This window comes from Actinokineospora sp., assembly GCF_050699995.1.
Classification (GTDB): Bacteria; Actinomycetota; Actinomycetes; order Mycobacteriales; family Pseudonocardiaceae; genus Actinokineospora.
The window spans coordinates 1-22,704 of sequence record NZ_JBOHGC010000070.1; the positions used below are offsets into that span (position 1 = coordinate 1).

At 70.0% G+C, this 22,704-nt stretch carries 24 protein-coding genes and 1 tRNA gene; 18 read left to right on the forward strand and 7 right to left on the reverse strand.

What is annotated here, in order from left to right; translation table 11 throughout:
• Positions 1-214 precede the first annotated feature (214 nt).
• The 3 genes from ACRDSQ_RS04275 to ACRDSQ_RS04285 are packed head-to-tail and all read right to left on the reverse strand — an operon-like array spanning position 215 to position 3,794.
• Positions 215-1,177, reverse strand: a complete 963-nt coding sequence (locus tag ACRDSQ_RS04275) for an aspartyl/asparaginyl beta-hydroxylase domain-containing protein (protein ID WP_431418942.1) — start codon at positions 1,175-1,177, stop codon at positions 215-217.
• Between the two features lie 29 nt (positions 1,178-1,206).
• On the reverse strand, positions 1,207-2,604 hold the full coding sequence (locus tag ACRDSQ_RS04280; RefSeq protein ID WP_431418944.1) for a hypothetical protein: 1,398 nt from the start codon (positions 2,602-2,604) through the stop codon (positions 1,207-1,209).
• Positions 2,605-2,627: 23 nt separating this feature from the next.
• Positions 2,628-3,794, reverse strand: coding sequence for a cytochrome P450 (locus tag ACRDSQ_RS04285; RefSeq protein WP_431418945.1), 1,167 nt, complete (start codon positions 3,792-3,794; stop codon positions 2,628-2,630).
• A 358-nt stretch (positions 3,795-4,152) separates the two neighbouring features.
• On the opposite strand from ACRDSQ_RS04285, the gene ACRDSQ_RS04290 reads away from it, so the two are divergent.
• Positions 4,153-5,424 (forward strand): helix-turn-helix transcriptional regulator, encoded by a 1,272-nt coding sequence (locus ACRDSQ_RS04290; RefSeq protein WP_431418948.1) that lies wholly within the window; start codon positions 4,153-4,155, stop codon positions 5,422-5,424.
• On the opposite strand, the gene ACRDSQ_RS04295 is transcribed toward ACRDSQ_RS04290, so the two are convergent.
• The 4 genes from ACRDSQ_RS04295 to ACRDSQ_RS04310 all read right to left on the reverse strand — a co-directional run bounded on the left by ACRDSQ_RS04295 (position 5,387) and on the right by ACRDSQ_RS04310 (position 7,814).
• Positions 5,387-6,055, reverse strand: coding sequence for an HAD family hydrolase (locus ACRDSQ_RS04295; protein ID WP_431418950.1), 669 nt, complete (start codon positions 6,053-6,055; stop codon positions 5,387-5,389). The two genes, ACRDSQ_RS04290 and ACRDSQ_RS04295, sit on opposite strands and share 38 nt — an antisense overlap.
• A gap of 348 nt (positions 6,056-6,403) precedes the next feature.
• Positions 6,404-6,476, reverse strand: a tRNA-Lys gene (locus ACRDSQ_RS04300).
• Between the two features lie 56 nt (positions 6,477-6,532).
• Entirely contained in the window at positions 6,533-7,150 is a 618-nt protein-coding gene (locus ACRDSQ_RS04305) for a tyrosine-type recombinase/integrase (protein ID WP_431418952.1), read from the reverse strand.
• A gap of 373 nt (positions 7,151-7,523) precedes the next feature.
• Positions 7,524-7,814, reverse strand: coding sequence for a Rid family hydrolase (locus tag ACRDSQ_RS04310; RefSeq protein WP_431418955.1), 291 nt, complete (start codon positions 7,812-7,814; stop codon positions 7,524-7,526).
• A 403-nt stretch (positions 7,815-8,217) separates the two neighbouring features.
• On the opposite strand from ACRDSQ_RS04310, the gene ACRDSQ_RS04315 reads away from it, so the two are divergent.
• The 17 genes from ACRDSQ_RS04315 (at position 8,218) to ACRDSQ_RS04395 (ending at position 22,364) form a co-directional block, all read left to right on the forward strand.
• Complete coding sequence (locus ACRDSQ_RS04315) at positions 8,218-8,829, forward strand: hypothetical protein (protein WP_431418957.1); 612 nt, start codon at positions 8,218-8,220, stop codon at positions 8,827-8,829.
• Positions 8,826-9,023 (forward strand): helix-turn-helix domain-containing protein, encoded by a 198-nt coding sequence (locus tag ACRDSQ_RS04320; protein WP_431418960.1) that lies wholly within the window; start codon positions 8,826-8,828, stop codon positions 9,021-9,023. The genes ACRDSQ_RS04315 and ACRDSQ_RS04320 overlap by 4 nt, the downstream gene beginning before the upstream one ends.
• Positions 9,024-9,263: 240 nt before the next feature.
• Complete coding sequence (fabG, locus tag ACRDSQ_RS04325) at positions 9,264-10,004, forward strand: 3-oxoacyl-[acyl-carrier-protein] reductase (RefSeq protein WP_431418963.1); 741 nt, start codon at positions 9,264-9,266, stop codon at positions 10,002-10,004.
• On the forward strand, positions 10,001-10,408 hold the full coding sequence (locus ACRDSQ_RS04330; protein ID WP_431418965.1) for a hypothetical protein: 408 nt from the start codon (positions 10,001-10,003) through the stop codon (positions 10,406-10,408). Before fabG ends, ACRDSQ_RS04330 begins: the two co-directional genes overlap by 4 nt.
• Complete coding sequence (locus tag ACRDSQ_RS04335) at positions 10,392-10,868, forward strand: 3-hydroxyacyl-ACP dehydratase FabZ family protein (RefSeq protein ID WP_431418967.1); 477 nt, start codon at positions 10,392-10,394, stop codon at positions 10,866-10,868. The genes ACRDSQ_RS04330 and ACRDSQ_RS04335 overlap by 17 nt, the downstream gene beginning before the upstream one ends.
• Before the next feature lie 10 nt (positions 10,869-10,878).
• On the forward strand, positions 10,879-11,136 hold the full coding sequence (locus ACRDSQ_RS04340) for an acyl carrier protein (RefSeq protein WP_431418968.1): 258 nt from the start codon (positions 10,879-10,881) through the stop codon (positions 11,134-11,136).
• A gap of 2 nt (positions 11,137-11,138) precedes the next feature.
• A complete protein-coding gene (locus ACRDSQ_RS04345; protein ID WP_431418971.1) occupies positions 11,139-12,347 on the forward strand; it encodes a beta-ketoacyl-[acyl-carrier-protein] synthase family protein in 1,209 nt (402 codons plus the stop codon).
• The gene (locus ACRDSQ_RS04350) at positions 12,344-13,462 is read left to right on the forward strand and encodes a beta-ketoacyl synthase N-terminal-like domain-containing protein (RefSeq protein WP_431418972.1); all 1,119 of its coding nucleotides are present in this window, start codon (positions 12,344-12,346) and stop codon (positions 13,460-13,462) included. The genes ACRDSQ_RS04345 and ACRDSQ_RS04350 overlap by 4 nt, the downstream gene beginning before the upstream one ends.
• Entirely contained in the window at positions 13,437-14,555 is a 1,119-nt protein-coding gene (locus ACRDSQ_RS04355; RefSeq protein ID WP_431418974.1) for a beta-ketoacyl synthase N-terminal-like domain-containing protein, read from the forward strand. Before ACRDSQ_RS04350 ends, ACRDSQ_RS04355 begins: the two co-directional genes overlap by 26 nt.
• Positions 14,552-15,391, forward strand: coding sequence for a beta-ketoacyl synthase N-terminal-like domain-containing protein (locus ACRDSQ_RS04360; RefSeq protein WP_431418975.1), 840 nt, complete (start codon positions 14,552-14,554; stop codon positions 15,389-15,391). Before ACRDSQ_RS04355 ends, ACRDSQ_RS04360 begins: the two co-directional genes overlap by 4 nt.
• A complete protein-coding gene (locus tag ACRDSQ_RS04365; RefSeq protein ID WP_431418976.1) occupies positions 15,388-16,209 on the forward strand; it encodes an alpha/beta fold hydrolase in 822 nt (273 codons plus the stop codon). The genes ACRDSQ_RS04360 and ACRDSQ_RS04365 overlap by 4 nt, the downstream gene beginning before the upstream one ends.
• Entirely contained in the window at positions 16,206-17,108 is a 903-nt protein-coding gene (locus ACRDSQ_RS04370; RefSeq protein ID WP_431418978.1) for an acyl-CoA thioesterase, read from the forward strand. Before ACRDSQ_RS04365 ends, ACRDSQ_RS04370 begins: the two co-directional genes overlap by 4 nt.
• Positions 17,105-17,809 (forward strand): 2-hydroxychromene-2-carboxylate isomerase, encoded by a 705-nt coding sequence (locus tag ACRDSQ_RS04375; RefSeq protein ID WP_431418979.1) that lies wholly within the window; start codon positions 17,105-17,107, stop codon positions 17,807-17,809. Before ACRDSQ_RS04370 ends, ACRDSQ_RS04375 begins: the two co-directional genes overlap by 4 nt.
• Positions 17,806-18,789 carry an ATP-binding cassette domain-containing protein gene (locus ACRDSQ_RS04380; RefSeq protein WP_431418981.1) on the forward strand — a complete coding sequence of 328 codons (984 nt, stop codon included), beginning with the start codon at positions 17,806-17,808 and terminating at the stop codon, positions 18,787-18,789. The genes ACRDSQ_RS04375 and ACRDSQ_RS04380 overlap by 4 nt, the downstream gene beginning before the upstream one ends.
• Complete coding sequence (locus ACRDSQ_RS04385) at positions 18,786-19,589, forward strand: ABC transporter permease (RefSeq protein ID WP_431418983.1); 804 nt, start codon at positions 18,786-18,788, stop codon at positions 19,587-19,589. The genes ACRDSQ_RS04380 and ACRDSQ_RS04385 overlap by 4 nt, the downstream gene beginning before the upstream one ends.
• 52 nt (positions 19,590-19,641) lie before the next feature.
• Positions 19,642-22,200 carry a class III lanthionine synthetase LanKC gene (lanKC, locus tag ACRDSQ_RS04390; protein WP_431418984.1) on the forward strand — a complete coding sequence of 853 codons (2,559 nt, stop codon included), beginning with the start codon at positions 19,642-19,644 and terminating at the stop codon, positions 22,198-22,200.
• The gene (locus tag ACRDSQ_RS04395; RefSeq protein ID WP_431418986.1) at positions 22,197-22,364 is read left to right on the forward strand and encodes a hypothetical protein; all 168 of its coding nucleotides are present in this window, start codon (positions 22,197-22,199) and stop codon (positions 22,362-22,364) included. The genes lanKC and ACRDSQ_RS04395 overlap by 4 nt, the downstream gene beginning before the upstream one ends.
• The last annotated feature ends 340 nt before the right edge of the window (positions 22,365-22,704 follow it).

Sequence of the window (22,704 nt, forward strand, 5' to 3'; positions counted from 1 at the left end):
CGCGGGTAGGCCCAGTCGGAGCGGAACCCTGTCAGGTTGTCGTGGTGGAACAGCTCGAAGGTGACGTCCCGGTCGTGGGAGAGGTAGTTCTCGGCGGACCCGACGATGATCTCGCGCAGCGCCGTGAAGTCGTCGTAGCTGTTGAGCTGCATGACTGGGGTTCCTCATCTGCGGTCGGCGGGAGGTCGAGATCGGAGTCAGGTCGGCTGTGCGGTCACCGGGTGGCAGGCGCGGGCGACAGGTGACGCTGGTGGAGTGCGCGGTCGCAGCGCACACGCAGCAGCACGCCGTCTTCGGCGAGCTGGATGGTGCGCTGCTCGCTCCAGCCGGCGAATCGGTACTTGCCGGGCCCGACCGGTGCGAGGGCGAAGACGCGGTGGGCAGCGGTGAGCATCACCGTCCCATCGCAGTTGGTGATCCGGCATGGCTGGAGGGGGCCGTCCAGCGGCTGGTCGTGGTCGAAGTCGGTGAAGCCGCAGGGCAGCGACGGCTCGTACGGGGATGCGACGGGGAACGGGGTGGGCGGCGGCGTGGCGTGGTTGAACAGCACGTCGCCGTCGGTCAACGCGGAATGCCAGTCCGGGGGAAACAGCTCGGCCAGCTCCCGGGTGAGCAGTGCGTCGATGACCGCGTGCACGCGTGTGGCGGGTCCGGTGTTGCGCACCAGGTGCTCGCGGGAGAAGTCCCCGTACCAGAGTTGCCCGGCCGCCCAGCAGTGCTCTACGCCGTCGAGGACGAGAACCGCGCTGGGGTGGGTGACGAGCGGGATGTGTAGGCGCGTCATGCCGCGGTGCAGCGAGTATTTCGGGTCGCGATGAGGCTCGCACGTCGCTCCCGGACCCAGCGCCATCAGTCGCACGGCGTTGAGCGGGGCCGGGATCGCACCGAGGATCTCACGCAGGTACGGCAGCCGGTCCAGCCAGACTGTTGGCGCGAAATCGACCGGGCCGGGTCCGCCTGGGTCGGTGCGTTCCGGGTTGCCGCCCGGACTGCGCAGCGGCAGGACCGTCCAGTCGGTGGCGGCGGCAGCACCGATGGTCCCGCCGGCAGCGTGAATGCGCTGCTGCTGCCAGCGATGGCCGCTGACCTCGGCCAGCTCACGGGTGAGCCGACCGGCGTCGAAGGATGGGGCGAGCCGGGCAGCCTCGCCCAGCACCGGTCGCTCGGATGCGGTCATCGGCGTGATCCTCTCCAGGTCTGGGGGTATCAGGAGGCGGGCCGGCTCGGCACGCCGATGTGGTCGCTGGCGCTGTAGGTGCTCGCGGAGATGGTGGCGAACCGGGCGTCGAGCCGGTCGAACACCGCCTGGCGGTCGGTGTCGGCAGCGTAGGCGATGCAGAACACGAACTGGGCGCGGTTGATCTCCAGCGGGATGACCGGCATCGACACGATCACCCCGGTGCGCGCTGCCGGGTCGTAGTCGCAGCCGAGTTTGTCGACGGCGGTGAGGAAAGCGTCGAAATCAGGGACGGCCCAGGTCGGGGGGACGTGATACTCCACCACTGACCGCTGGGGCGCGACGTCGGTCTCAACGATGCGGTGAGCGATGACCTGATAGATGTGCAGCGAACCGGATACTTGGGCGTTGACCTCGGTGAATATCACCCGCCCGCCGGTGGTGACGACCGCGTCCGCGCTCAGGTGGCCCCGATAGCCCAGCGTCCGATAGGCCTCAGCCAGCCGCGTCCCACCCGCGAGAAGCTGGACGCGGATGGTCTCATCCACATCGCGCAGGGGGACGATCTGGTGGCTCAGGCGTCGCCCGACGTAGAGCAAGGTTCCCATCTCAGTCGGACGAGTCTCGTCGTCGGCGACATAGTGCTCGGAGTACACCGACACCGCCTCTGGTGCGAACTCTTCGATGACTACCGAGAACCGATTCTGTGCGGAGGCCCAGTCCCAGCGTTGCCGCCAGTAGGCCTCGATCGCCTCGCGACCATCGCCGTCGAGCTGGTGGATGTGCCGGGCGCCGACATGATCAGAGGCAAGCGAGACGTCCCGCAGTAGGAGCTGGTTTCCCACCCCAGCCCCGTTGTGGGCCTGCTTGACCATGACCGCGCCGGACTTCTCCAGCAGCGCGGCGGTAGCTACGACAGCCTCACGCTCGCTGCGGCACACCGCACCCGCCGGTATGGGCACCCCAGCCCCGGCCGCCAGAGCCCGGAAGGTCGCCTTGTTGTTGCCAAGTTCGCCACCGCCTTGGGCGAAGAACTCGGTCCCCGCGAACCGGTCCTCGACGCCCAGCGCGGTGGCGAAACGGGCGACGTGCGCCGACGGCCACAACACGAAGATCTCCTCGACCTGGCCCAGACCGCCCTCGCTGAGCACGTCGCGGACCGCGCGGACGAACTCCTCACCGGTCAGACTCTCCGGGTCGAGCAGCTGCCCGCCAAACGCACCGACCGGGGGGATCAAGATGTGCAGGCTGGCTGGGTCCACGCCGGTGAAGGACGTCGCGTAGGCGAGGAAGCGCGGGTCGGGGGTGTCTGACAGCACGACCAGATCGCCCTCGCGGGCGAACCAGATGACGCGCTGCGTCCAGGCCCGCAGGTCACCTCGGTCACGGATAGCGGGGTCGATGTGATTGCCGATCAGGATCCTCACAGGTGTACTCCCTGGTCGCGGCGTCAACGGCGGAAAGTGGCTGGCAGCAGGTCGAAGACGCGCATGGTCGCCGTGCGGCGCCGTCTGGGCGGACCGGCCGCGCGCAGTGGCGTCGGGTGCTCCAGCAGGCTGGCGACCAAGGCGCGCAGGGCGGTTTGCGCTGGTGCCGTGCCGATGCAGGAATGGGTGCCCCACCCGTATCCGAGGTGCCGGTTGGGCGACCGATCAAGCAGCAGGCGCTCCGGTTCCGGGAACTGGGCCGGGTCGTGGTTGGCGGCGGCGAACAGGATCAGCACGGTCTCCCCGGCGTTCACCGTGACACCGCTGATCTCGGCTGGCACGGTCGCGATTCGGCTCGTTCCCTGCACCGGCCCGTCGAAGCGGACCAGTTCGTCGACACCGGTGCCCAACATCGCTGAATCACGCATCCGTTCCAGCGCAATAGGTTCTTGCAGCAGCGTGTGCACTGCGTTGCCGACCGCGGCGACCATCGTGCTGTAGCCGCCCTGGAACATCACCCTGGCGGTGTTGCGCACGAACACGTCGAGGTCGCCATCGGAAACTATGTCGGCGCGCTCCCTCACATGCGATTGAAGCCCTGGGCGGTCGGACGTGCGGAACCAGGACTCCACCAGCGCGCTCAGTTCCTGCCGGGCGACCCGCCCCGGCTCGACCGTGGCCGGGTCGAGCCCGGCGTCCATGCTCCGCATGATCGCGTCCGACACTGCGGCGAAAGAGTCGACACCGGGCTCCTCGACACCCAGTAGGTCTGAGATCACCGCCACCGCTAGCGGAGCCGCGATATCCGCCATCACGTCGAACTCCGTCAACTCGGCGAGTCGACTGAAACGGGCGGCCAACAGACTCCGCGCCCGGCGTTCGATCCCGTCGAGATCCTGAGCCCGCAGCGCATTCATGAACAGGCTGCGCACCGGCGCCTGCTCCGGCGGATCAAGAGACTGCACGCTCAGACTCGGCTCCGGCACCACGGCTCCCGCCCGCCGCCGATCACGGGCGAAGCGCTCGTGATCACGCAGCACGGCGACGCAGTCCGCGTACCGCGTCAACGCCCACGACTGCATGCCTTCGTGCCAGAACACTGGAGTACTGGCCCGCATTGCGGCCAGAACCGGGTAAGGGTTCGCCAACGTCGCCGGATCCAACGGGTCATAGGTAGGCGTCGACAGCATCCACTTCTCCTCGCGGGCGGGTCATCGGCCATTAGGGGTTTCGGGGTCCCGGGCCCGGTGCACACCCGAACCGGACCCGGTGCCCGACGATCTCGATCAGTGGTCGTAGAACATGGCCGCCCCCTCCCCGGCTAACCGATTGGACGTGCCGCCTGCTGAACTGCGCACTCGGTCAGAAGCGCGGAATCGAAGCACCGCACCGCAACCGACTCAACCCTGATCTTCGCTCGTCCGACAGAGCGTTCATGAGGCGTTTCGAGGGCGGGGACCGATCTCGGACGCGGTGACCTGCAAGGACTCCGGACCGTGCAGGCGGCCACATCGCAGATTCACCCGAATCCCGGTCGACATCGCCTGGATGAATGCCGAGCTGGTCGCTGCGTGGGCGGAGGGTTCGGAAATGAATCGACGGCGAGTGGCACTTGCGGCGAGGCGCGTCGCGTCGGGGCACACACAGGAGACGTTCGCCGAGAGACTCGGCGTCGAGCGATCGACCGTGCTGCGCTGGGAAAGCGGCAAGTCCGCACCGCACCCGTGGGTCCGGCCCAAGATCGCCACTGCTCTCTCGATCACCCTTGACGATCTTGCCGAGATGCTCTCCCCAGGCGGCACCGGCGGAACCGCACACCCCGGCATCGACATGCACGACGACATCGACTCGCAAGGCGACCTCGTCCACGCGCAAATCCCCGCCCTGCGACGAGTCCTCGACGCCCACGACCTCGTCGACGACGGACCCACGCGCACACGCCGCGAACTGGAGCCGGTTGTTGCGGCGGTCGTTGCCAGCCGCCTGCAATCCCGGTACGGCGACCTCGCGATGCAGATCCCGGTGCTCTTGCCGGAGTTGATTCGCGCGTTTGGTTCGGTCGAAGGCGCGGAACGGGCGGCCGTCGCCGGACTTCTGGCACAGGTGTATCGGGCTGCCGACGCGATCGCCGACAAGTACGGCTATTACGACCTCTCCGCGCGGATCATCGGCCTCATGGAATGGGCTGCGCGAGAGGCCGGGGACGATCTGCTGATCGGGACCGCCGCCTACGTTCGCGCTGAGACGTTCTTCGCCAACGGAGATCTGCACACCGGGCGCAGGATGCTCGAAAAGGCCGCCGGACCACTCCAGGCACGCGGCTCCGCGAACGCCGAAGCCGTCTATGGGGCGCTGCACATGCGCGCGGCAGTAACGGCAGCCCGCGCTAGTCTGGCTGCCAGCGCCCGCGACCACTTGGCCGAGGCGCAGGGCTCAGCACTCCAGGTCGACGAAGGTGTCTATTTCGGAACCGCATTCGGTCCCGCGTCCGTCCGCATCCACCGCGTTTCCTTGGCAGTCGAACTCGGCGACACCGGGTCCGCACTGCTCACGGCGGCAGGATGGAGCCCGCCGACGAACCTTCCCGCCGAGCGCCGCTCCCACTTCCACGTCGACCTCGGGCGCGCCCATCACCAGGCCGGTCGCCCCGAGCAGGCTCTTGAGGCGCTCCTGGCGGCGAGGGCCGCCGCGCCCGAACACATCCAGTCCCACCCTCAGGTGCGCGAGATCATCCGACACATGCACCAGTCGCACCCCACACCGACCAGCACGCTGGTCGAGTTCAGTCGCTGGATGGGCCGACCTGCGCGGATGGCCTGATCAGCTCTGGCAGCTCGGAAAGCGAGTCGACGATGTGATCGGCCCGGACGGTCACAACCGGGTCGTCGGCCCACAGGTGCCCCCACGGTCCCCGCCTGATCAGCACCGCACGCAGGCCCGCCGCGGTCGCCGCGACCACGTCGTTGTCGCGATGGTCGCCGACATAGACGATCTCGCTGCGCTCGCCGGGAGCGAACCCCGCCACACGATCGAAGAAGCCCGGGTCGGGCTTCGCCACGCCCCACTCGCCCGACGTCGCGATCCCGTCCACGGGCAAAGCAAGGTCACGCAAGAGGCGAGCAGCCTTGGCGGTCTGATTCCCGGCGATCCCCAGCCACACGCCCCGGGCTCGCAACTCGGCCAACGCGGGCCGGACATCCCGATAGAGGTCGCGCTCGTCGATCTGTTCGCCACTGCCCGCCTGCTCGCGGCGTTCGCGTTCGAGCGCGAGATCGAACCCGGGTCGGAAATACTGGAACGTTTCAGCGTTGTCGCGGCCAGCCGCGGTAACGGCCCCAAGAACCGCGGAGAAGGTGTGCCGCGGTACCCCGATCCAGTCCGCCCATGCCCCGAACTCCCGCGTGTCGTCGAGCAGGGTCTCGCCGACATCGAACACAACTGACCGGATCACGTCACTCCTCATCCGCGGTGATCGTTGCCAAATCCGCTCCCACGGTAGCTCGACGGTTCCGCCGCCAGGTCCCGGCGGGACCGTCTCCTATCGGCAAACACGCAGGTCAAGGCGTGGTGCGCCGCCATTTCAAGGCCCAAGTTCCACAACAACGCCGCATGCTCGGCCTGGCTCACGAGCCCGACCTTCAACGTCGACGCAAGATCGGTTGACGGGGATGGTTCGTGGAGGCCGCCAACGACACCGTCCGGACTGACTGGCCATGCACATCTGCAGGTCGGCAGGTAGGGGTCTCGACGACCGCGAGCCTGAATCAGTCGCAGATGGTTCGCCTGGAGGGGTGCTGAGTGGGGCGCCCGGGGCTCGAACCCGGAACCTACTGATTAAAAGTCAGCAGCTCTACCGATTGAGCTAACGCCCCCTCCGCTGAGCGAGTGTACCGGGTGCTGGTCGCAGGCAGGCACCGATAGGTGATCGTCAGGCTGAGCGGCGGGGTACGAGGTTGGCGGCGTTCTCGGCGGCGGTGCGGGCGTACTCGGGGAGTGTGCTGGTGTACGTGTCAGCGGTGAGCGCGTACGAGGCGTGGCCGAGCAACTCTTGCACGGTCTTCATCTCGGCTCCTGCGGCCAAGGCGAGGGTGGCGGCGCCAGGGCGAAGGTCGTGCAGTCGGACGGGCGGCAGCCCGCCGGTGTCGGCCAGCAGCCTGAACCGGTCGGTGACGTCGGCAGGGTGCCAGGCGTTCCCGTCGCGGCGGGTGAACACGAGGTCGGTGTCCGTCCAATCGGGCCCGGCCTCGTCGCGCCACTGGCGTTGGCGGTCGCGGTGGGCGCGCAAGACGTCGACGGTGCCCCGGTCGAGTGGGATGAGTCGGTTCGAGGCTTCGGACTTAGGTGTCGAGGTGGTGGTGGACCAGCCGAGCTGGATAATCTGGGTGTCGATGGTTCCGGTGGCGTTGGCCGTTGATCGGTGGGGCCACGACCGCGGGGACGCGCACGGGTCCGCCGGAGCATTTGCCGACTCGATCTCGCGAACCTGCTCGTCTGGCCGAACTGCACATGACGCCCGCCGACTGATCGTCCGCCATACCCCACGCATGGCTCCATGTGCGCTCCGCTGTTTCGGACCACGCCGACACCGACTGGCACATCTCGGCACGCGGTCCACCACGACCTGCGTGGATGCAACACCTTGCGGCGTGGCGGCTACTCCGGCGACACCCTGCGACGCTGTCCTGTCGGACTTTTAATCAGTAGGTTCCGGGTTCGAGCCCCGGGCGCCCCACAAACACTGCTGACCACCGCTTTCAAGATCATGAGTGTGACATCGCGTGATGCTGGCGGGTGTGCAGTCACGCCGGCAGCGCTGCGGTGAGGTCCACTTCGACGAGTTGGCCGGGGAATCCGTTGACATCGCGTGACCCCGAGCAAGGTGCTCGCCGTGGTGAACGCTGGTCCGATGGGCGACTGAGTCAGGCGTTCCCAGGCAGCGGCGAGCACCGAACGGTCATCAGTGACCACGTACACCACTGTGCGCACAACGTGGTTCGGCTGAGCACCGCGGCAAGCGCGACCACAGCGTTCTCGGCAACCTGGTCGATCTGGGTGTTGATATCGCCATCGCCGACAAGAGCGCCTGATACGTCAATCGGGCACTGGCCTGCCAGATAGGCGGTTCGCCCGGCCTCCACAACGGTGACGTGGTGGTAACCCGGTGGCACGTGCAGCTGATCGGGGTTGAGGCGAGTGATCTTCGCAGTCATGCGGCCAAGCATGGTGCAGCGGCGCAGTGGAACGCACCCGAGTTGACAGCGTGGCGAAAGGTCATCGGCATGGGCGGTCGCCACCGTCCGGATCGGACCCGGGCCCGGGCACCCTCGATCGGCTTGACCCCCTAGTCGTCACTTGACGGTCACCACACAAATTGCTACTTCCGCGTAGCCTGAAAACCGAGTCCGTGTCATGGCAAAGTGGACATAAGTCGAAACGCGAGCGTCCCGGTGGCGAGCGTGTATATCATCGGCCAGGACTGATCAAACCGGGGAACGCCGAGCATTGTTGCGGCATCAACAACAGTGGTGTTCATACTCGGATCGTATCGGGGGATCGGCCAAGTGGAGTACGACTGCCGTCTTTCTGGCTGTCCATATCCAAAGGGGGTTTGGATTGTCTGCCTTAAATTGCTTATCTTCGCGCTGTCGCGACGTCCAGGAAGGGCGGCCGCGGCCCGCGCCCGGATCGAGGCTGTGCGGGCGGTGCGGGGACAAGCTCGGCCGCGACCTCGCCGAGCTGCCGCGGCTGCACCGCGACCTGCTCTACGCGTTGTCGGCGCCGGAGCGTTCCGGGGAGAAGGTGCGGGCCACCGGGTATCCCGGCATCCCGTTCAACGACCGGGCGGCCCGAGTCAGAGGTCAGGTCGTCGGCGTGCTCGCGTCGTGGGCGGAGCTGGTCGTGCAGGAGCGCGGGGTGCGTCCTCCCGCACGTGACGCACAAGCGCTCGCGGCGTTCCTGCTGCGCCACCACGACTGGCTCGGCGGGCACGAAGCCGCAGGTGACTGGGCTGATGAGGTCGCCGAGCTGATCTCGGCCTGCCGCCGGGTGATCACACCGCAGGTGATCCGGATGGTGCCGATCGGCGCCTGTGTCGCCCCCGGATGCCCCGGCGAACTGAACGCGGGCGCCCAGTCGACGATCCGCTGCACGGCCGATCCGACACACGTGTGGGGTCCGCGCAGCTGGTCGGAACTGCGCAGGCGGCTGGAACGGGTGTCGGCGTGAGCGTGCCGCGCGGGCTCACGGCACGGGACGTCGCGAAGATCTGGGAGTTGTCGGTGAGCCAGGTGTACCGGCTCGCCAACGACCGGAACTGGCGGCGCTACCGGCAGGGCAGGCAGGTCTTCTACCACCCCGAGGACGTCACCCAGGCCATGGAAGAACGACCCGCGGCCAGCCGTCCACCGGGTTCGTCATAGCCATCGGAGGCGATGTCGGATTGGGGGTTGACAGAGTCGACCGGCCGACCGAAGAATACCTCTAGAGGTTGGTGACGTGTGCCCAGCCGGCCCCCCGCTCTCTTCATCCCACAGTTTGATTCCCATTCCATTCGACGCGTCGGCGTTCGGATGGCAATTGCATTCACGCTTGGGCGAATTGTGTCCGGCGAACGCTTTTGGCGCGCCGTCGGACGTATTCGCCATCCTGGAGGAATTCACATGGAAAGCCGCGGAACCGCCGTTGTGTCCGGCGCCTCTCGAGGCCTTGGGCGCGCGGTCGCCGTGCGACTCGCACAGGACGGCTACGACGTCGCTTTCTGCTACCGCCGTGACACCGAGGCCGCCGCCATGGTCGCCAAGGAGATCGAAGCCCTGGGCAGGCGGTGCTTCCACGCCGCGTGCGACGTCGCCGACGAGGCGGCGGTGCGGGCGTTCCTGGCCGCCGCGAAGGCTGAGCTCGGTCCCCCGGTCGCCCTGATCAACTCCGCCGGGATCGTCCGCGACAACCCGATGATCCTGATGTCGACCGAGGACTGGACGCAGGTCGTCGACACCAACCTCACCGGCACGTTCAACCTGTGCCGCGGGGTCGTGTTCGAGCTGATGAAGGCCAAGCGCGGCGCGATCGTGAACATCTCCTCGATCGCCGGGGTGTACGGCCACGCGACCCAGACCAACTACTCGGCGGCGAAGGCCGGGATCAACGGCATGAGCCGGGCCCTGGCCAAGGAGGTCGCCCGCTACGGCATCCGCGTCAACGCGGTGGCGCCGGGCTTCATCGAGACCGACATGACCGCCGGGCTCACCGAGGCACGCCGCGCCGAGGCGCTCGCGTCCGTGCCGCTCGGCCGGTTCGGCGAGCCGGAGGACGTGGCGAACCTGGTGTCCTTCCTGGTCTCCGACCAGGCCGGTTACCTCACCGGCCAGGTGCTCCAGGTCGACGGCGGGCTGGTGCTGTGACACCGGCCTACGCCGCGCCGCTGTCGGCCGTGGACACCGCGGTCCGGCTCGACGACACCGCTTTCGAGGCGGTCAAGGAGATCGACGCGACCGACCCGTACCTGTGCGGCCACTATCCCGGCTGGACCGTCTACCCGGGAGTGTTCACCGTGGAGACGGTCTTCCAGGCGGCGCGCCAGATCCTCGCCCCCGCCGCGGCGACGCTGAACGCGGTCGTCTCGGTCGGCTTCACCGCGCCGCTGCACCCCGGCGACCGCCTGACCGCGCGCTGCGCCGTGACGCCGACCGACGCCCCAGGTGTCGTGCGGGTCACCGCGCGCTGCTTCCGGGCCGACGGTGCCGCCGCCGCGCGGATGACCTTGGAACTGCGGGTCGAGGAGGTGGCCGGTGCTCGGACTCCCTGAGATCGTCCGCGTCCTGCCGCACCGGCACCCGGTCCTGATGATCGACCGGGTGGCGCACCTCGAGCCGGGCAGGCGGATCACGGCCGTCAAGGCGATCACCGCGGCGGAGCCCTGCTACGCGGGCGTCGCCGATGACGCGGCCCAGGAGGACTACGCCTTCCCGGTCTCGCTGCTCATCGAGGCCTTCGGCCAGGCGGGCGCCCTGCTCTGGCTCTACAGCGCCCGGCTCGACGGCGACGAGCCAGCGGGCCTGCCGCTGTTCGGCGCGGCGCGGGACTTCCGCGTCGAGCGCCACGCCTACCCCGGCGACGTTCTCGAACTCGCCGTGGAACTCGACAGCGCCAAGGGGGACACCGCGTTCCTGAGCGGCGAGATCCGGGTGCGCGGCGAACGCGTCGCGACCGTCGGCTCGATGCTCGCGGTCGCCCGCGGCGCCATCCCAACTCGCACCACCGACTGAAGGAGACCCCATGACCCAGACCGTCCAGCACCAGATCGACGAACTCCGCGAGATCGCCGCCGAGGTGCTCGAGGTGGAGCCCGAGGAGATCACCCCCGAGGGTCTCTTCGCCGAGGAGCACGACGCCGACTCGCTGCGCGCCATCGAGCTGCTGGCCCGCATCGAGAAGCGGTTCAAGATCGACATCCCGCAGCAGGAACTGCCCAACATGGTCAGCCTCCGCGCGCTGCACGAGGTGGTCGCCAAGTACGCGGGCTGGCAGGCCTGAGCATGGACCGACGAGTCGTGATCACGGGGCTGGGCCCCGTGTCGAGCATCGGTGTTGGGGTCGAGGCGTTCGGCGCCGCGCTCCGGGCGGGCCGCAGCGGGATCTCGGAGATCACCGCGTTCGACGCCTCGGGCTTCCCGCACCGCCGGGCCGGTGAGGTGCCCGGCTTCGAGCCCGCCGCGCTGCTCGAGCGGCTCGACGTGGACGTGTGGGGCCGCACCTGCCTGTTCGCGGCGGCCGCCGCGCGGCTGGCGGTGCGGGACAGCGGCATCGACCCGGAGCACCTTGCGGCCGCTCGCTCCGGGTCGAGCTTCGGCACCACCGGCGGTGAGGCGCGGGTCGTCGAGGACCTCACCGAGCAGTGGGTCGCGCACGGGTTCGACTCGCTCGCCCCGGACACGGTTCGCAAGGTTCCGGCGTCGCGGATCAGCGTGGCGGTCAACGCCGAACTCGGTCTGACCGGCGAGGTGATGACGTTGTCGACCGCGTGCTCGGCGAGCAACTACGCCCTCGGGTACGCCTACGACCTGGTCGCGAGCGGCGAGCAGGACTACATGGTGGCGGGCGGCGCGGACTCCGTGACCCGGTGGGTGCACGCCGGTTTCTACCGGCTGGGCGCGGTGACCGAGCACGCGTGCGCGCCGTTCGACCGGGACCGCTCGGGCATCCTCACCGGTGAGGGCGGCGCGGCGCTGTTCGTCGAGTCGCTCGAGTCCGCACGGGAGCGCGGCGCGCACATCTACGCCGAGGTGCTGGGCTACGGCCTCAACTGCGACGCCGAGCACATGGTGGCGCCGAACGCGGACAGCATCGCCGAGTGCATGCGCCTGGCGCACCGCAACGCGGGCATCACCGCGGCCGACGTGGACTACATCTGCGCGCACGGCACCGGAACACCGGCCAACGACCTGGTGGAGGCGGGCGCGGTGACGCAGGTGTTCGGCGACCGGCTGCCGCCGATCAGCTCGATCAAGTCGATGCTCGGCCACACCATGGGCGCGGCCAGCGGGTTCGGCGCGATCGCCTCGGTGCTCGGCATCGACGGCGGGTTCATCCCGCCGACGATCAACTTCACCACCCCGGACCCGGCGCTGGGGGACATCGACCCGGTGCCGAACCTCCCGCGCCAGGCCCGGCTGGATGTGGTGCAGAACAACGGTTTCGCTTTCGGCGGCAACAACGCCATCACCATCTTGGGGAGGGTCGCGTGAGCGCGGACTCGATCGCGGTGACCGGGTGGAGCGTGGTGTCCGGCACGGCGTTCGGCACCGCCGAGTTCACCGCCGCGGTCCAGTCCGGTGGCAGTGGCCCGGTCGCGGTGGACGAGATGTTCGACGAGCCGCTGCCGGTGGGCAAGGCCTACGCCATGCCCACCTTCAGCGCCCGAGAACACCTGGGCCGCAAGGGAAGCAGCTCGCTCGACCGGACCACCGCGCTAGCCGCGGTCGGGTGCGGCCAGGCCCTCGCCGACGCCTCGGTCACCGTGGACGAGGAGAGCAGGCGCCGGTTCGGCATCGTGCTCGGCACCACCGCGGGCAGCGTCCGGGCGACCAGCGAGTTCAGCCGGGCGACCGTGGTGGAGGACAAGCCGTACCACGTGAACCCGGTGCTGTTCCCGACCGCGGTGATGAACTGCGCGGCAGGGCACAGCGCCATCCGGTACGGGCTCAAAGGGGTCAACGCCACCGTGGCGGGCGGACAGCTCGCGGGCGTGCAGTGCCTGCGCTACGCCAGGAATCTCATCGGCCGCGGTTACGCCGACGCGGTGCTGGTCGGCGCCGCCGAGGAGTTCAGCCCCCACACCGCGTGGGCGGACCACCTGCGCTGGGGTGGGCAAGGCGTGCCGCAGGGCGAAGGCGCCGTGGTCTTCGTGACCGAGCGGACTTCGGAGGTGCGGGCCGCCGGGCGCACACCGGAGGCCGAGGTGCTCGCCGCCCAGGTCGGCACCGTGCTGCCGGGCGCGTCCGCCGCGGAAGCGCTCGCCGGCTGCGTCGGCCACGCGCTGAGCCAGGCAGGTGTGCGCGCTGACGAGGTGTGGGCCGTGTCCACCGGTGAACGCGGAATCCCCGAGCGGGACGAGCCCGAGTCCGCCTCGGTCGACGCCGTGTTCGGCGCTCGGGCCAAGCGGGTGCGGGTGAAGGAACTGGTCGGCGAGTGCCATGCCGCGTCCGGCGCGTTCCAGGTCGCCGCACTGCTCGCCGCCCATCGCGCGGACGCCGGGCTCGACGGGCGGGTCAGTGTCGTGACCGGCGTGACTTCCGATGGCGCGGTCGGCGCCGTGGTGCTGAGGGGGTGGCGGCGTGCGAGTGGCGATCACGGGGTATGACCTGGTCAGCGGGTTGGGTGAGCTGACGTCGACGTGGTCCGGCCTGATCGAGGGCCGAACGGCACTCGCGCCGCTGCGCTTCCACGACCCGGCGCTGCTCGGCGTGTCCCACGGCTACCAGATCCCCGACGACGGACCTGAGCCACGCCTGCGGCCGTCGGGCTGGCTGAGCCGCTGCGTGCTGGGTGCGGTCCAGGCCGCGGGCATCGACCCCGAGGCCCGCCGGATCCAGGTCGTGGTCGGCACCGGCCTGCGCGAACTGCGGGCGTTGGAGCGCTGGGCCGTCGACGGGTCGGACCTCGCGCTGTCGGACCTGCACTTCCGCCGGGCCGTCCGGTCCGTGCTGCCCAACGTGTCAGCGGTGTACACGCTGGCCAACGCGTGCTCGGCCTCCGGCCACGCGCTCGCCGTCGGCGCCGACATCCTCGCCGCGGGCGAGGCCGACGCCGTGGTGGTCGCGGGCTGCGACGCGATGACCGACAGCATGCTCGCGATGATCGGGAGGCTCGCCGACGAGCCGACAACCGCGCTGCGTCCTTTCGACAGTGCCCGCCAAGGTGTGCTGCTGGGCGAGGGCGCCGTCGCGGTGGTCCTGCAGCCGGAGTCCGCGGGCACGCGCCCCCTGACCCGGCTGCTGTCCACGGGTTTGACCTGCGACGCCTTCCACGAGACCGGCCCGGACCGACGCGGCATCGTCGCGGCGATGCGGGACGCGCACGCCCGGGCGGGGGTGACGCCCGCCGACATCGGCCTGGTCCTGGCGCACGGGACCGGCACCGCGCTCAACGACCCGACGGAGGCGAGCGCGCTGACCGAGGTGTTCGGGAACCAGTCGCCGCTGGTCACCGGGATCAAGGGCGCGATCGGGCACACGTCCGGGGCGGCCGCGGCGATGAGCCTGGTGGTGGCCGTCGAGGCGCTGCGCCACGGGCGGGTCCCCGCGATCGCCGGGCTGACCGATCCGATCCCCGAGGCGGCGGGCCTGCGGCTGGTCCACGGCGAGGCCGCGCCCTGCGAGAACGGCCGCGCGCAAATCAACTCCTTCGGCTTCGGCGGGGTCAACGCCGTGTCCGTGGTCGAGGTGGCGGCATGAGTGCCCGGGCCGCGATCGCGGGCTTCGCCGTGCACGCGCCGGGCACGACCACGGACCACGAGCTGATGAGCGCGCTGCTCGCCGAGGAGGCGTGTCCGCCCGCGCAGGCGCATACCCTGCTGGGACGCAAAGGCCTGCTGGGCAAGGATTCGGCGACCCGACTCGCGCTGTGCGCGGTGCACCGGGCGCTCGGCCTGCCGCCGGGCAAGCCCACCGCCGCGGTCCCGGGGGCGTCGTCGACCGCGGTCGTCGTCAGCTCCAACCTGGGCAACGCGGGGACGGTCTGTGACGCCGCGGCCAAAGTGAGCGCGGGTGAACGCCGTGACATCTCGCCGCTGGACATCCCGAACGCCTCCAGCAACGTCATCGCCAGCACCATCGCGATCCGCTTCGGCTGCACCGGACCGAACCTGACCGTGTGCGGGGGCCGGACCTCTGGCATCGACGCGCTCGGGCTCGCCGTGCGGCTGCTCGCCGCCGGGCGGGCCGACCGCGCGGTCGTCGTCGGCGTCGAGCCGGGAGACGGGCCGGTCGGACTCGCGGGGACCAGTGCGGCCGCGGCGTGCGTCGTTCTCGACCGCGCGCCCGGCAAGGTCGTCGTGCGGACCGCGCGTCAGCACGACGGTCCGACGCCGTCGCTGGTCACCGAGTCGGCCGCGCTGCGCTTGGGACCGGACGACCTCACCGCTGTGTTCGGCGAGACCTACGGGGCCACCGGCGTGCTCCAAGCCGCGGTGGCCGCGGCCTGGCTCGCCGGTGGACGCGCTCCAGGAGCCGTCCTCACCTGCGGCGACGCCGAGGATGGCTACGCCTCGGTCCGGCTGGACGCCGCATGAGCATCGCGGTCGACCAGCGCTTCTGGACTCCGGTGGCGCAGTTGGAGGTGGCCGGTGAGCACCTCGGGGTGTGGCGCCACGGCGACACCGGGCCCGCCGTCGTGGCCGCGCACGGGATCGAGGACGGCTGGGAGAGTTGGGGGGCCGTCGCCGAGCGGATCGGCGCGCGCCACCGGGTGTACGCGCTCGACCGGCCGTGGCGCGCGGGCAACCGGTACGCCTGGCCCGACCGCGACGACCCGGCGGGTTGGCTGCGCCGGGCCATCGACCTGGTGCCGGAACCGGCTGACCTGCTGCTCGGGCACTCCTTCGGCGCGAACGCGATCCTGCAGCACGTCGCCGAATCCCCGGATCGGCTGCCCGCGCTGCTGCTCACGCCGTTCTACCGGCCGTCGACGGTGGCCGAGGACCAAAAGCTCTATGAGCGCACGCTCGCGGACTTCCACACCATCATCGGCGACGGACTGCGGCTGCGGCTCGGCCCGCGCGCGGCCAACGTCGATGACGCGCTGCTCACAGCCATGGTCCAGCAGACCGTGCGGCGGGTCGGCAGCCGCGGCCTCATGGCCATGTTCGACCAGTTTCGCCACACCACCCGCCTTCGTCTGTCCGATATGGACACTCCGGTGCTGGTGCTCACCGGCCCGGACGACGTGGCCATGACACCGGCGCGGGCAGCCGCGTTCGCCGCCGCCGCGCCATCGGCCGCGGTGTGCGTGCTGCCCGACCTGACCCACTTCTGCCACCTCGCCCAGGTCGAGCAGGTGGCGACCGTGCTGACCGAATTCCTCGACCACCAAGGGAGTGGCTCGTCGTGACCGTTCTTCCCGACCTCCGCCCGACCACCAGTCTCGGCCGCCCGCGCTACGAGGGCGCCAACATCCGGACGTGGATCGGCTTCAAGCACTTCGGCTACCTGCTTGAGGAAGCTGTCTTCGACCACTTCCGCGAACGCGGACTCGGCCCGGGCGCGCTGTTCCACAAGCATGGCGTCGGTGTGGAGTTCGTGGAGAGCTCCATCCAGCTCCCGGCCACGCTCGACATCGATGACGTCGTCACCACCTCGCTGACCCCGATCCAGGGATCGGGGCCGAGGCTGCGGTTCACCGTCCGGATGACCGTCGACCGGGACGGCCAGGTGGTGACCGTGCTGACCGGGCGGGTCCGGGTCGTGTTCACCCCGTCGGCCGAGGGCGTGCGCGAGGAACTGCCGGACGACCTCAGGGCCCATCTCGTGTCTACTGTGGACGAGCTCGCGCCGGATGCGGAGGTGCCCGCCCGGGAGCCGAACGCGTTCGTCTGGGACTGGCGGATCCCGTACTTCTACTGCCATCTCTCGGACCGGCTGCAGCACTCCGGCTACGCCCGGGCGGTCGAAGAGGTCGTCGACCGGTTCCTCGACAGCCGCGGCATCTCGATCCGCACGATGCTCGACTCGAAGGGCTGGATCCCCGTCGTGTCCCGGTCCCGCATCAAGGTGCTGGGCACGGCGTACATGGAGGAGACGATGCACACCGTCTTCACCGTCCGCGAGATCGTCAAGGACGTCCTCTACACCGCCACCGTGGACTTCCACGTCCAGCGCGGGGACCGGCTCGTGCCCACCGCGACGGCGTCGATCCTGCACGGCTACGCGGTGAGCCGCGGCGAGAACGCGGGCGCGCTCGCCGAGTTCGACGAGACCACCCGGCTGGCCCTGCTCGGCGGTGACCGATGACCGCGCGCCGTCCCCGGGTGTTCTTCGCGCTGCGCAGCCCGTACAGCTGGATCGCGCTGCGCAGGCTGTCCGAGCTGGTGCCCGACGCGACTGAGCGGTTGGACTACATCCCGTTCTGGGAGCCCGACGCCCTGACCGAGGCGGCCCTGCACGAGCGCGGCGCCGAGATCATCTACACCCCGATGAGCAAGGCGAAGCACCTCTACCTGCTCTCGGACACCAAGCGGCTGACCGCGAAGTACGGCTATCCGATGGCGTGGCCGATCGACGTCGACCCGTGGTGGGAGCTGCCGAACCTGGCCTGGCTGCTGGCCCGCAGGCAGGGCGCGGCGATGCCGTTCTACCTGGCGCTGACCGAGGCGCGATGGGAGCGCGGCGAGAACATCTGCGACCCGGCCATCGTGGCCGCGGCGGCGGAGTCGGTGGGTCTCGACGGGCGCGAGCTCGCCGCCGCGCCCGACGACCCGTCGCTGCGCGCGGAGGGCGTCGACATGCTCGCCGCCGCCTACGACGACGACATCTTCGGCATCCCCTACTTCCGGGTGGGCAGGCACCGCCTCTGGGGTCTGGACCGGTTGGACCTCGTGGTCGAGGCACTCGGCGGCACCTTCACCGAACCGGTGTCGCACGACGGCGTGCCCGACGCGGTGCTGGCCGCCGTGGGCGCGTACGACCGCGACAGCGCGGGTGGCTGCGGATGAGCGGGGCGGCCATCGTCGCGGAAGGGCTGGTCAAGACCTTCGGCGAGGTCCGCGGGGTGGACGGGCTGAACCTGAGCGTGCCGCGCGGCACGATCTTCGGTCTGCTCGGGCCGAACGGAGCGGGCAAGACGACCTCGGTGCGGCTGCTCGCCACACTGTCCACACCGGACTCCGGGCGGGCGTTCGTCGCCGGGATCGACGTGCTGCGCAAGCCGGACGCGGTCCGCAGGGTCATCGGACTCGCCGGCCAGTACTCGGCGGTGGACGACAGCCTCACCGGACGGCAGAACCTGGACATGATCGGCAGGCTCTACCACCTGGGCGCGAAGGCCGCGCGGGCGCGCGCGACCGAGCTGCTCGCGCGGTTCGACCTGGTGGACGCGGCCGACCGGCCCGCGCGAACCTACTCCGGCGGCATGCGCAGGCGCCTCGACCTCGCGGGCGCGCTGGTGGCGCGTCCGCAGGTGCTCTTCCTCGACGAGCCGACCACCGGCCTGGACCCGCGCAGCAGGCTGATGCTCTGGGAGGCCATCGAATGGCTCGCCATGGAGGGCACCACGGTGCTGCTCACCACGCAGTACCTGGAGGAGGCCGACCGGCTGGCCGCGACCGTGGCCGTCGTCGACGGCGGCAAGGTGATCGCCCAGGGCAGCCCGGCACGGCTCAAGGCGGACATCGGCGGCGGCCGACTCGAAGTGTCGCTTGTGGACAAGGCGAAGCTGCCCGCGGCGACGGAAGCGCTGAGCAGGCTGGCCCGGACCCGGGCGGTCGCCGACGAGGCGCGGTCCCGGGTGCTCGTGCCGACCGATGACGGCGAACTGCTCGTCGAGGCCGTGCGGACGCTCGACGCCCTCGGCGTGCGGATCGCCGACATCTCGATGCGCAGGCCGACTCTTGACGACGTGTTCCTCGCGCTCACGGGCCGTTCCGCGCAGCCGGAGGAAAAATCCGCAGACCAGCTTGAACAGGTGACCCCATGAGTTTGTCGCAAAGCGTACGCTGGGGTGTGTCCGATACCCATACAATGGCTCGTCGATACATCATCGGGCTATCCCGGACGCCGGAAGTCCTGTTCTTCACGACCATCCAGCCGGTGATCTTCGTATTACTCTTCGCCGGGGTTTTCGGTGGATCGATCGACGCGCCGGGCGGAAATTACGCCGAATACCTCATGCCCGGCATATTCGTCCAGACGGTGGCTTTCGCGATCGCCGTCACCGGGTCCGCGGTGGCCATCGACATGCGCCGCGGGGTGATGGACCGGTTCCGCTCGCTGCCGATGGCCCGCTCCGCGGTGCTGACTGGTCGGGCACTGGCGGACCTGGTGCTCAGTCTCGTGTCGCTGACCGCGTTGGCCCTGGTAGGACTGCTTGTCGGCTGGCGAATCCACGCCAGCCCGGGGTCGGTTCTCGCAGCCTTGGGGCTGCTCCTGGCGTTCGGATTCGCGATCAGTTGGATCGGCGCGTACGTCGGCCTGTCGGTCCGGGCGCCGGAGGTGGCGTCGCAGGCGAGCCTGTTCACGGTGATCCCGCTGGTGTTCCTGTCCAATTTGTTCGTGCCGGTCGACACGCTGCCCGGATGGCTGCAGCCCATTGCCAAATGGAACCCGGTGAGCGCTCTCATCAGCACCGTGCGCGGGCTCCTCGGAAATCCGGACCAGAATATCTCCGATTCCTTTCCCGGGCGGCACCCGGAACTGGTAGCGTTGATCGTAGTGGGGGTGTTGATGGCTCTGTTCATCCCGCTCGCGGTCGGAAAGTATCGACGCAACGCCGCATGAGTCGAATCGTGGTTGTCCGTCACCGTCTTCGTCGCCGATAAGGGGGAGATGAATGCTCGACCAGTATTGGGCGTACACGTTCGCCGACCCTGTCTTCTACGACTCCCCGGCCCGGCTGGCCGACGGCGACGACCTGTTCGCCGCCGCCCGCAGGCAGGCGCCGGAAGGCTGGCGGCGCGGCACCAGGGATGTCTGGGTCACGATGGACCCCGACGGCGCCACACTTCCGGACCAGGGCTGGAAAGTGCACGTCTCGTCCACTGTGGACGATGCAGAGCGCGCGCTGGACACGGTGTGGGACTTCTGCGTCGAGCACCGGGTGGCGTTCAAGTTCCTGCCCACCGTGCGGCTGCTGCGGGTGTTCAACGGCAAGTACATGCCCCGCGAGTCGAGCGGGAAGTTCGTCGCGATCTACCCGGCCGACACCACCGAGCTGCGCGCGGTGCTCGACGGCCTCGGCCCGCTGCTCGACGGCGTCCAGGGCGCCCGGGTGCTGACCGACCTGCGCTGGAACGACGGCCCGCTGCACGTGCGGTACGGCGGCTTCACCCGGCGGCTGCGCACCAGCGCGGCGGGCGACCGGGTCCCGGCCATCGCCGACCCGGACGGCGTCCTCGTGCCGGACCGCCGCAAGCCTGTGTTCCACACCCCGCCGTGGGTGTCGGTCCCGGACTTTCTCGCCGAGCAGGTTCCGGGCCGCGTCGGCGAGTTCCCCTACCGGGTGGACAGCGCTCTGCACTTCTCGAACGCGGGCGGCGTGTACCTGGCGACCCGCCGCTCCGATGGCGCCGAGGTGGTGCTCAAGGAGGCTCGGCCGCACGCGGGACTCGATCGCGACGGCCGCGACGCGGTCACCCGACTCCGGCACGAGCACACCGTGCTGCGCCTGCTCGACGGCGTCGAAGGAGTGCCCCGCGCCCACGAACTGCTGGACGCGGGCGGACACAGCTTCCTGGTGATGGACCGCGTGCCCGGCGAGGTCAGCTGGACCTGGGTCGCGCGCAACCACCCGCTGGTCACCGCCGACCCGGCGGAGGCGGACTTCGCCGCGTACACCGAGGCCGCGCTCGCCCTCGGCGACCGGCTCGCCGCGCTGCTCGAGCGGATCCACGACCGCGGCGTGGTCTACGGCGACCTGCATCCCGGAAACATCATGATCACCCCCGATGGCGGGGTCGCGCTGGTCGACTTCGAGGTCGCGGGCAAGGTCGGCGACAGCGACTACCGGCCCGCGCTGGGGGCGTCCGGCTTCCGCTCGGCCCGGCTGGGCAAGCGGGGCGCCGACCTCGACCGCTCGGCGCTCGCCGCCGTCCGGCTGTGGCTCTTCCAGGCGCAGGACCGGATCTGGGAGCTCGACCCGGCGAAGGTCACCACGACCCTCGCCGAAGTCGAGCGCCGCTTCCCGATCCCGCCGTCGGTGTCGGTGACACTGCGCGCCGACTTGACGCCGTCGCCGGTCACCCCGCCCGGATCGGTGGGCGCGCTGGCCTCCGGCGGCCTGCCGCCCGAGGTCGACCTCGCCGCCGAGTCCCCCGACCTGGCGGCGGCGTGCCGGTCGATCGCCGACGCGATCGCGGCTGCCGCGACCCCGGGCCGCGACGACCGCCTCTACCCCGGCGACATCGCCGCGTTCAGTTCGGCGGGTGCGGACTTCGCGCACGGCGCGGCAGGCGTGCTCTGGGCCAGGTCGGTGACCGGCGTCGGGCACGACCCCGAGCACGTGGCCTGGCTGCTGCGCGCGGTCGAGCGCCCGTCCCGGCTGCGACCGGGTTTCTTCACCGGGTCGCACGGCATCGCCCACGTCCTCGCGCACTTCGGCCAGGTGGACGCCGCACTCGCCCTGCTCGACGCGGCCGCGCCCATGGTGTCGGACGTGCGGGCCCCGAACCTCTACCAGGGACTCGCCGGAATCGGCCTCAACCTGATCCACTTCGCCCGGCTCACCGGCGACCAGAGGTTCGGCGACGAGGCCGAGAGGATCGGCGCCAGGCTGGTCGACGGCGACACCGTCGACCAGGTGACCCGCGCCGGTCTCGGCTACGGCTGGTCCGGGCCCGCGCTGTTCCTGCTGCGGCTGCACGAGTCGACCGGCGAGGCGGGCTGGCTCGACGCAGCGGTCGACATGGTCCACCGCGACCTCGACACCTGCGTGGTCCGGCCCGACGGCACCATGCTCGCGGGCGAGCGCACCGGGCGGGCGCTGCCCTACCTGGCCAGCGGCACCGCGGGCGTCGGTCTGGTGCTCGACGAGGTGCTCCGGCACCGCGAGGACGAACGGCTCCGGTCGAGTCTTCCGGCGGTCCTGTCCGTCTTCCGGCCGGAGAGCGTCGCGGAGAGCAACCTGCTCGAAGGCCGGGCCGGTCTGCTGGCCGCCGCGGCCCGGCTGTCCCGATGGCACTCCGACGACGCGCTCGAAGCGGCGATCAGCAGGCATGTGCGGAACTTCGCTTGGGACGCGCTGTCCTGCCAGGGGCACCTTGTTTTCCCTGGCAGGCGCCAGTTCCGGTTGTCGATGGACCTCGCCACGGGTAGCGCGGGCGTGCTGCTCGCCTTCGCCGCGGTGCGCGACCGCAAGATCGGATTCCTCCCCTTTCTCGGCGAGGCGACGTGACGATTCCGCCGCCTCGGACGCCATACCCCCACGCCCAGCCTGGGCGCGACGTCGAAACCAAAGGAGGTGAAAGAGCAATGGAGATTCTGGACCTGCAGGGTGTGGAGATCGCCGAGGTCGAGTCCGACCTGATCACCGCCAGCTTCGCGAGCGACCACTGCTGATCCCCGACGGGACGCGGCACATCGGCACGAGCCACCGGAAGGAGGTGACAAACATGGAGATCCTGGACCTTCAGGGTGTGGAGATCGCGGAGATGGAGTCCGACCTCATCACCGCCAGCTTCCAGAGCGACCACTGCTGATCCCACGCGGATCGGCGATGCCCCGACTACGCGCACGAGGAGGTGACAAACATGGAGATTCTGGACCTTCAGGGTGTGGAGATCGCCGAGGTCGAGTCCGACCTGATCACCGCCAGCTTCGCGAGCGACCACTGCTGATCCCCGACTGGGACTCGGCGTCACGGACGCTGAAGTAAGTGACGGGGTGCGAGTCGCTGACA

Coding starts and splice junctions, on each gene's coding strand:
- ACRDSQ_RS04360 (WP_431418975.1), top strand. CDS start 14,552: ATGAGTGCCCGGGCCGCGATCGCGGGCTTCGCCGTGCACGCGCCGGGC.
- lanKC (WP_431418984.1), top strand. CDS start 19,642: ATGCTCGACCAGTATTGGGCGTACACGTTCGCCGACCCTGTCTTCTAC.
- ACRDSQ_RS04310 (WP_431418955.1), bottom strand. CDS start 7,814: ATGACTGCGAAGATCACTCGCCTCAACCCCGATCAGCTGCACGTGCCA.
- ACRDSQ_RS04380 (WP_431418981.1), top strand. CDS start 17,806: ATGAGCGGGGCGGCCATCGTCGCGGAAGGGCTGGTCAAGACCTTCGGC.
- ACRDSQ_RS04340 (WP_431418968.1), top strand. CDS start 10,879: ATGACCCAGACCGTCCAGCACCAGATCGACGAACTCCGCGAGATCGCC.
- ACRDSQ_RS04305 (WP_431418952.1), bottom strand. CDS start 7,150: ATGCGTGGGGTATGGCGGACGATCAGTCGGCGGGCGTCATGTGCAGTT.
- ACRDSQ_RS04365 (WP_431418976.1), top strand. CDS start 15,388: ATGAGCATCGCGGTCGACCAGCGCTTCTGGACTCCGGTGGCGCAGTTG.
- fabG (WP_431418963.1), top strand. CDS start 9,264: ATGGAAAGCCGCGGAACCGCCGTTGTGTCCGGCGCCTCTCGAGGCCTT.
- ACRDSQ_RS04345 (WP_431418971.1), top strand. CDS start 11,139: ATGGACCGACGAGTCGTGATCACGGGGCTGGGCCCCGTGTCGAGCATC.
- ACRDSQ_RS04290 (WP_431418948.1), top strand. CDS start 4,153: ATGAATGCCGAGCTGGTCGCTGCGTGGGCGGAGGGTTCGGAAATGAAT.
- ACRDSQ_RS04275 (WP_431418942.1), bottom strand. CDS start 1,177: ATGACCGCATCCGAGCGACCGGTGCTGGGCGAGGCTGCCCGGCTCGCC.
- ACRDSQ_RS04285 (WP_431418945.1), bottom strand. CDS start 3,794: ATGCTGTCGACGCCTACCTATGACCCGTTGGATCCGGCGACGTTGGCG.
- ACRDSQ_RS04375 (WP_431418979.1), top strand. CDS start 17,105: ATGACCGCGCGCCGTCCCCGGGTGTTCTTCGCGCTGCGCAGCCCGTAC.
- ACRDSQ_RS04385 (WP_431418983.1), top strand. CDS start 18,786: ATGAGTTTGTCGCAAAGCGTACGCTGGGGTGTGTCCGATACCCATACA.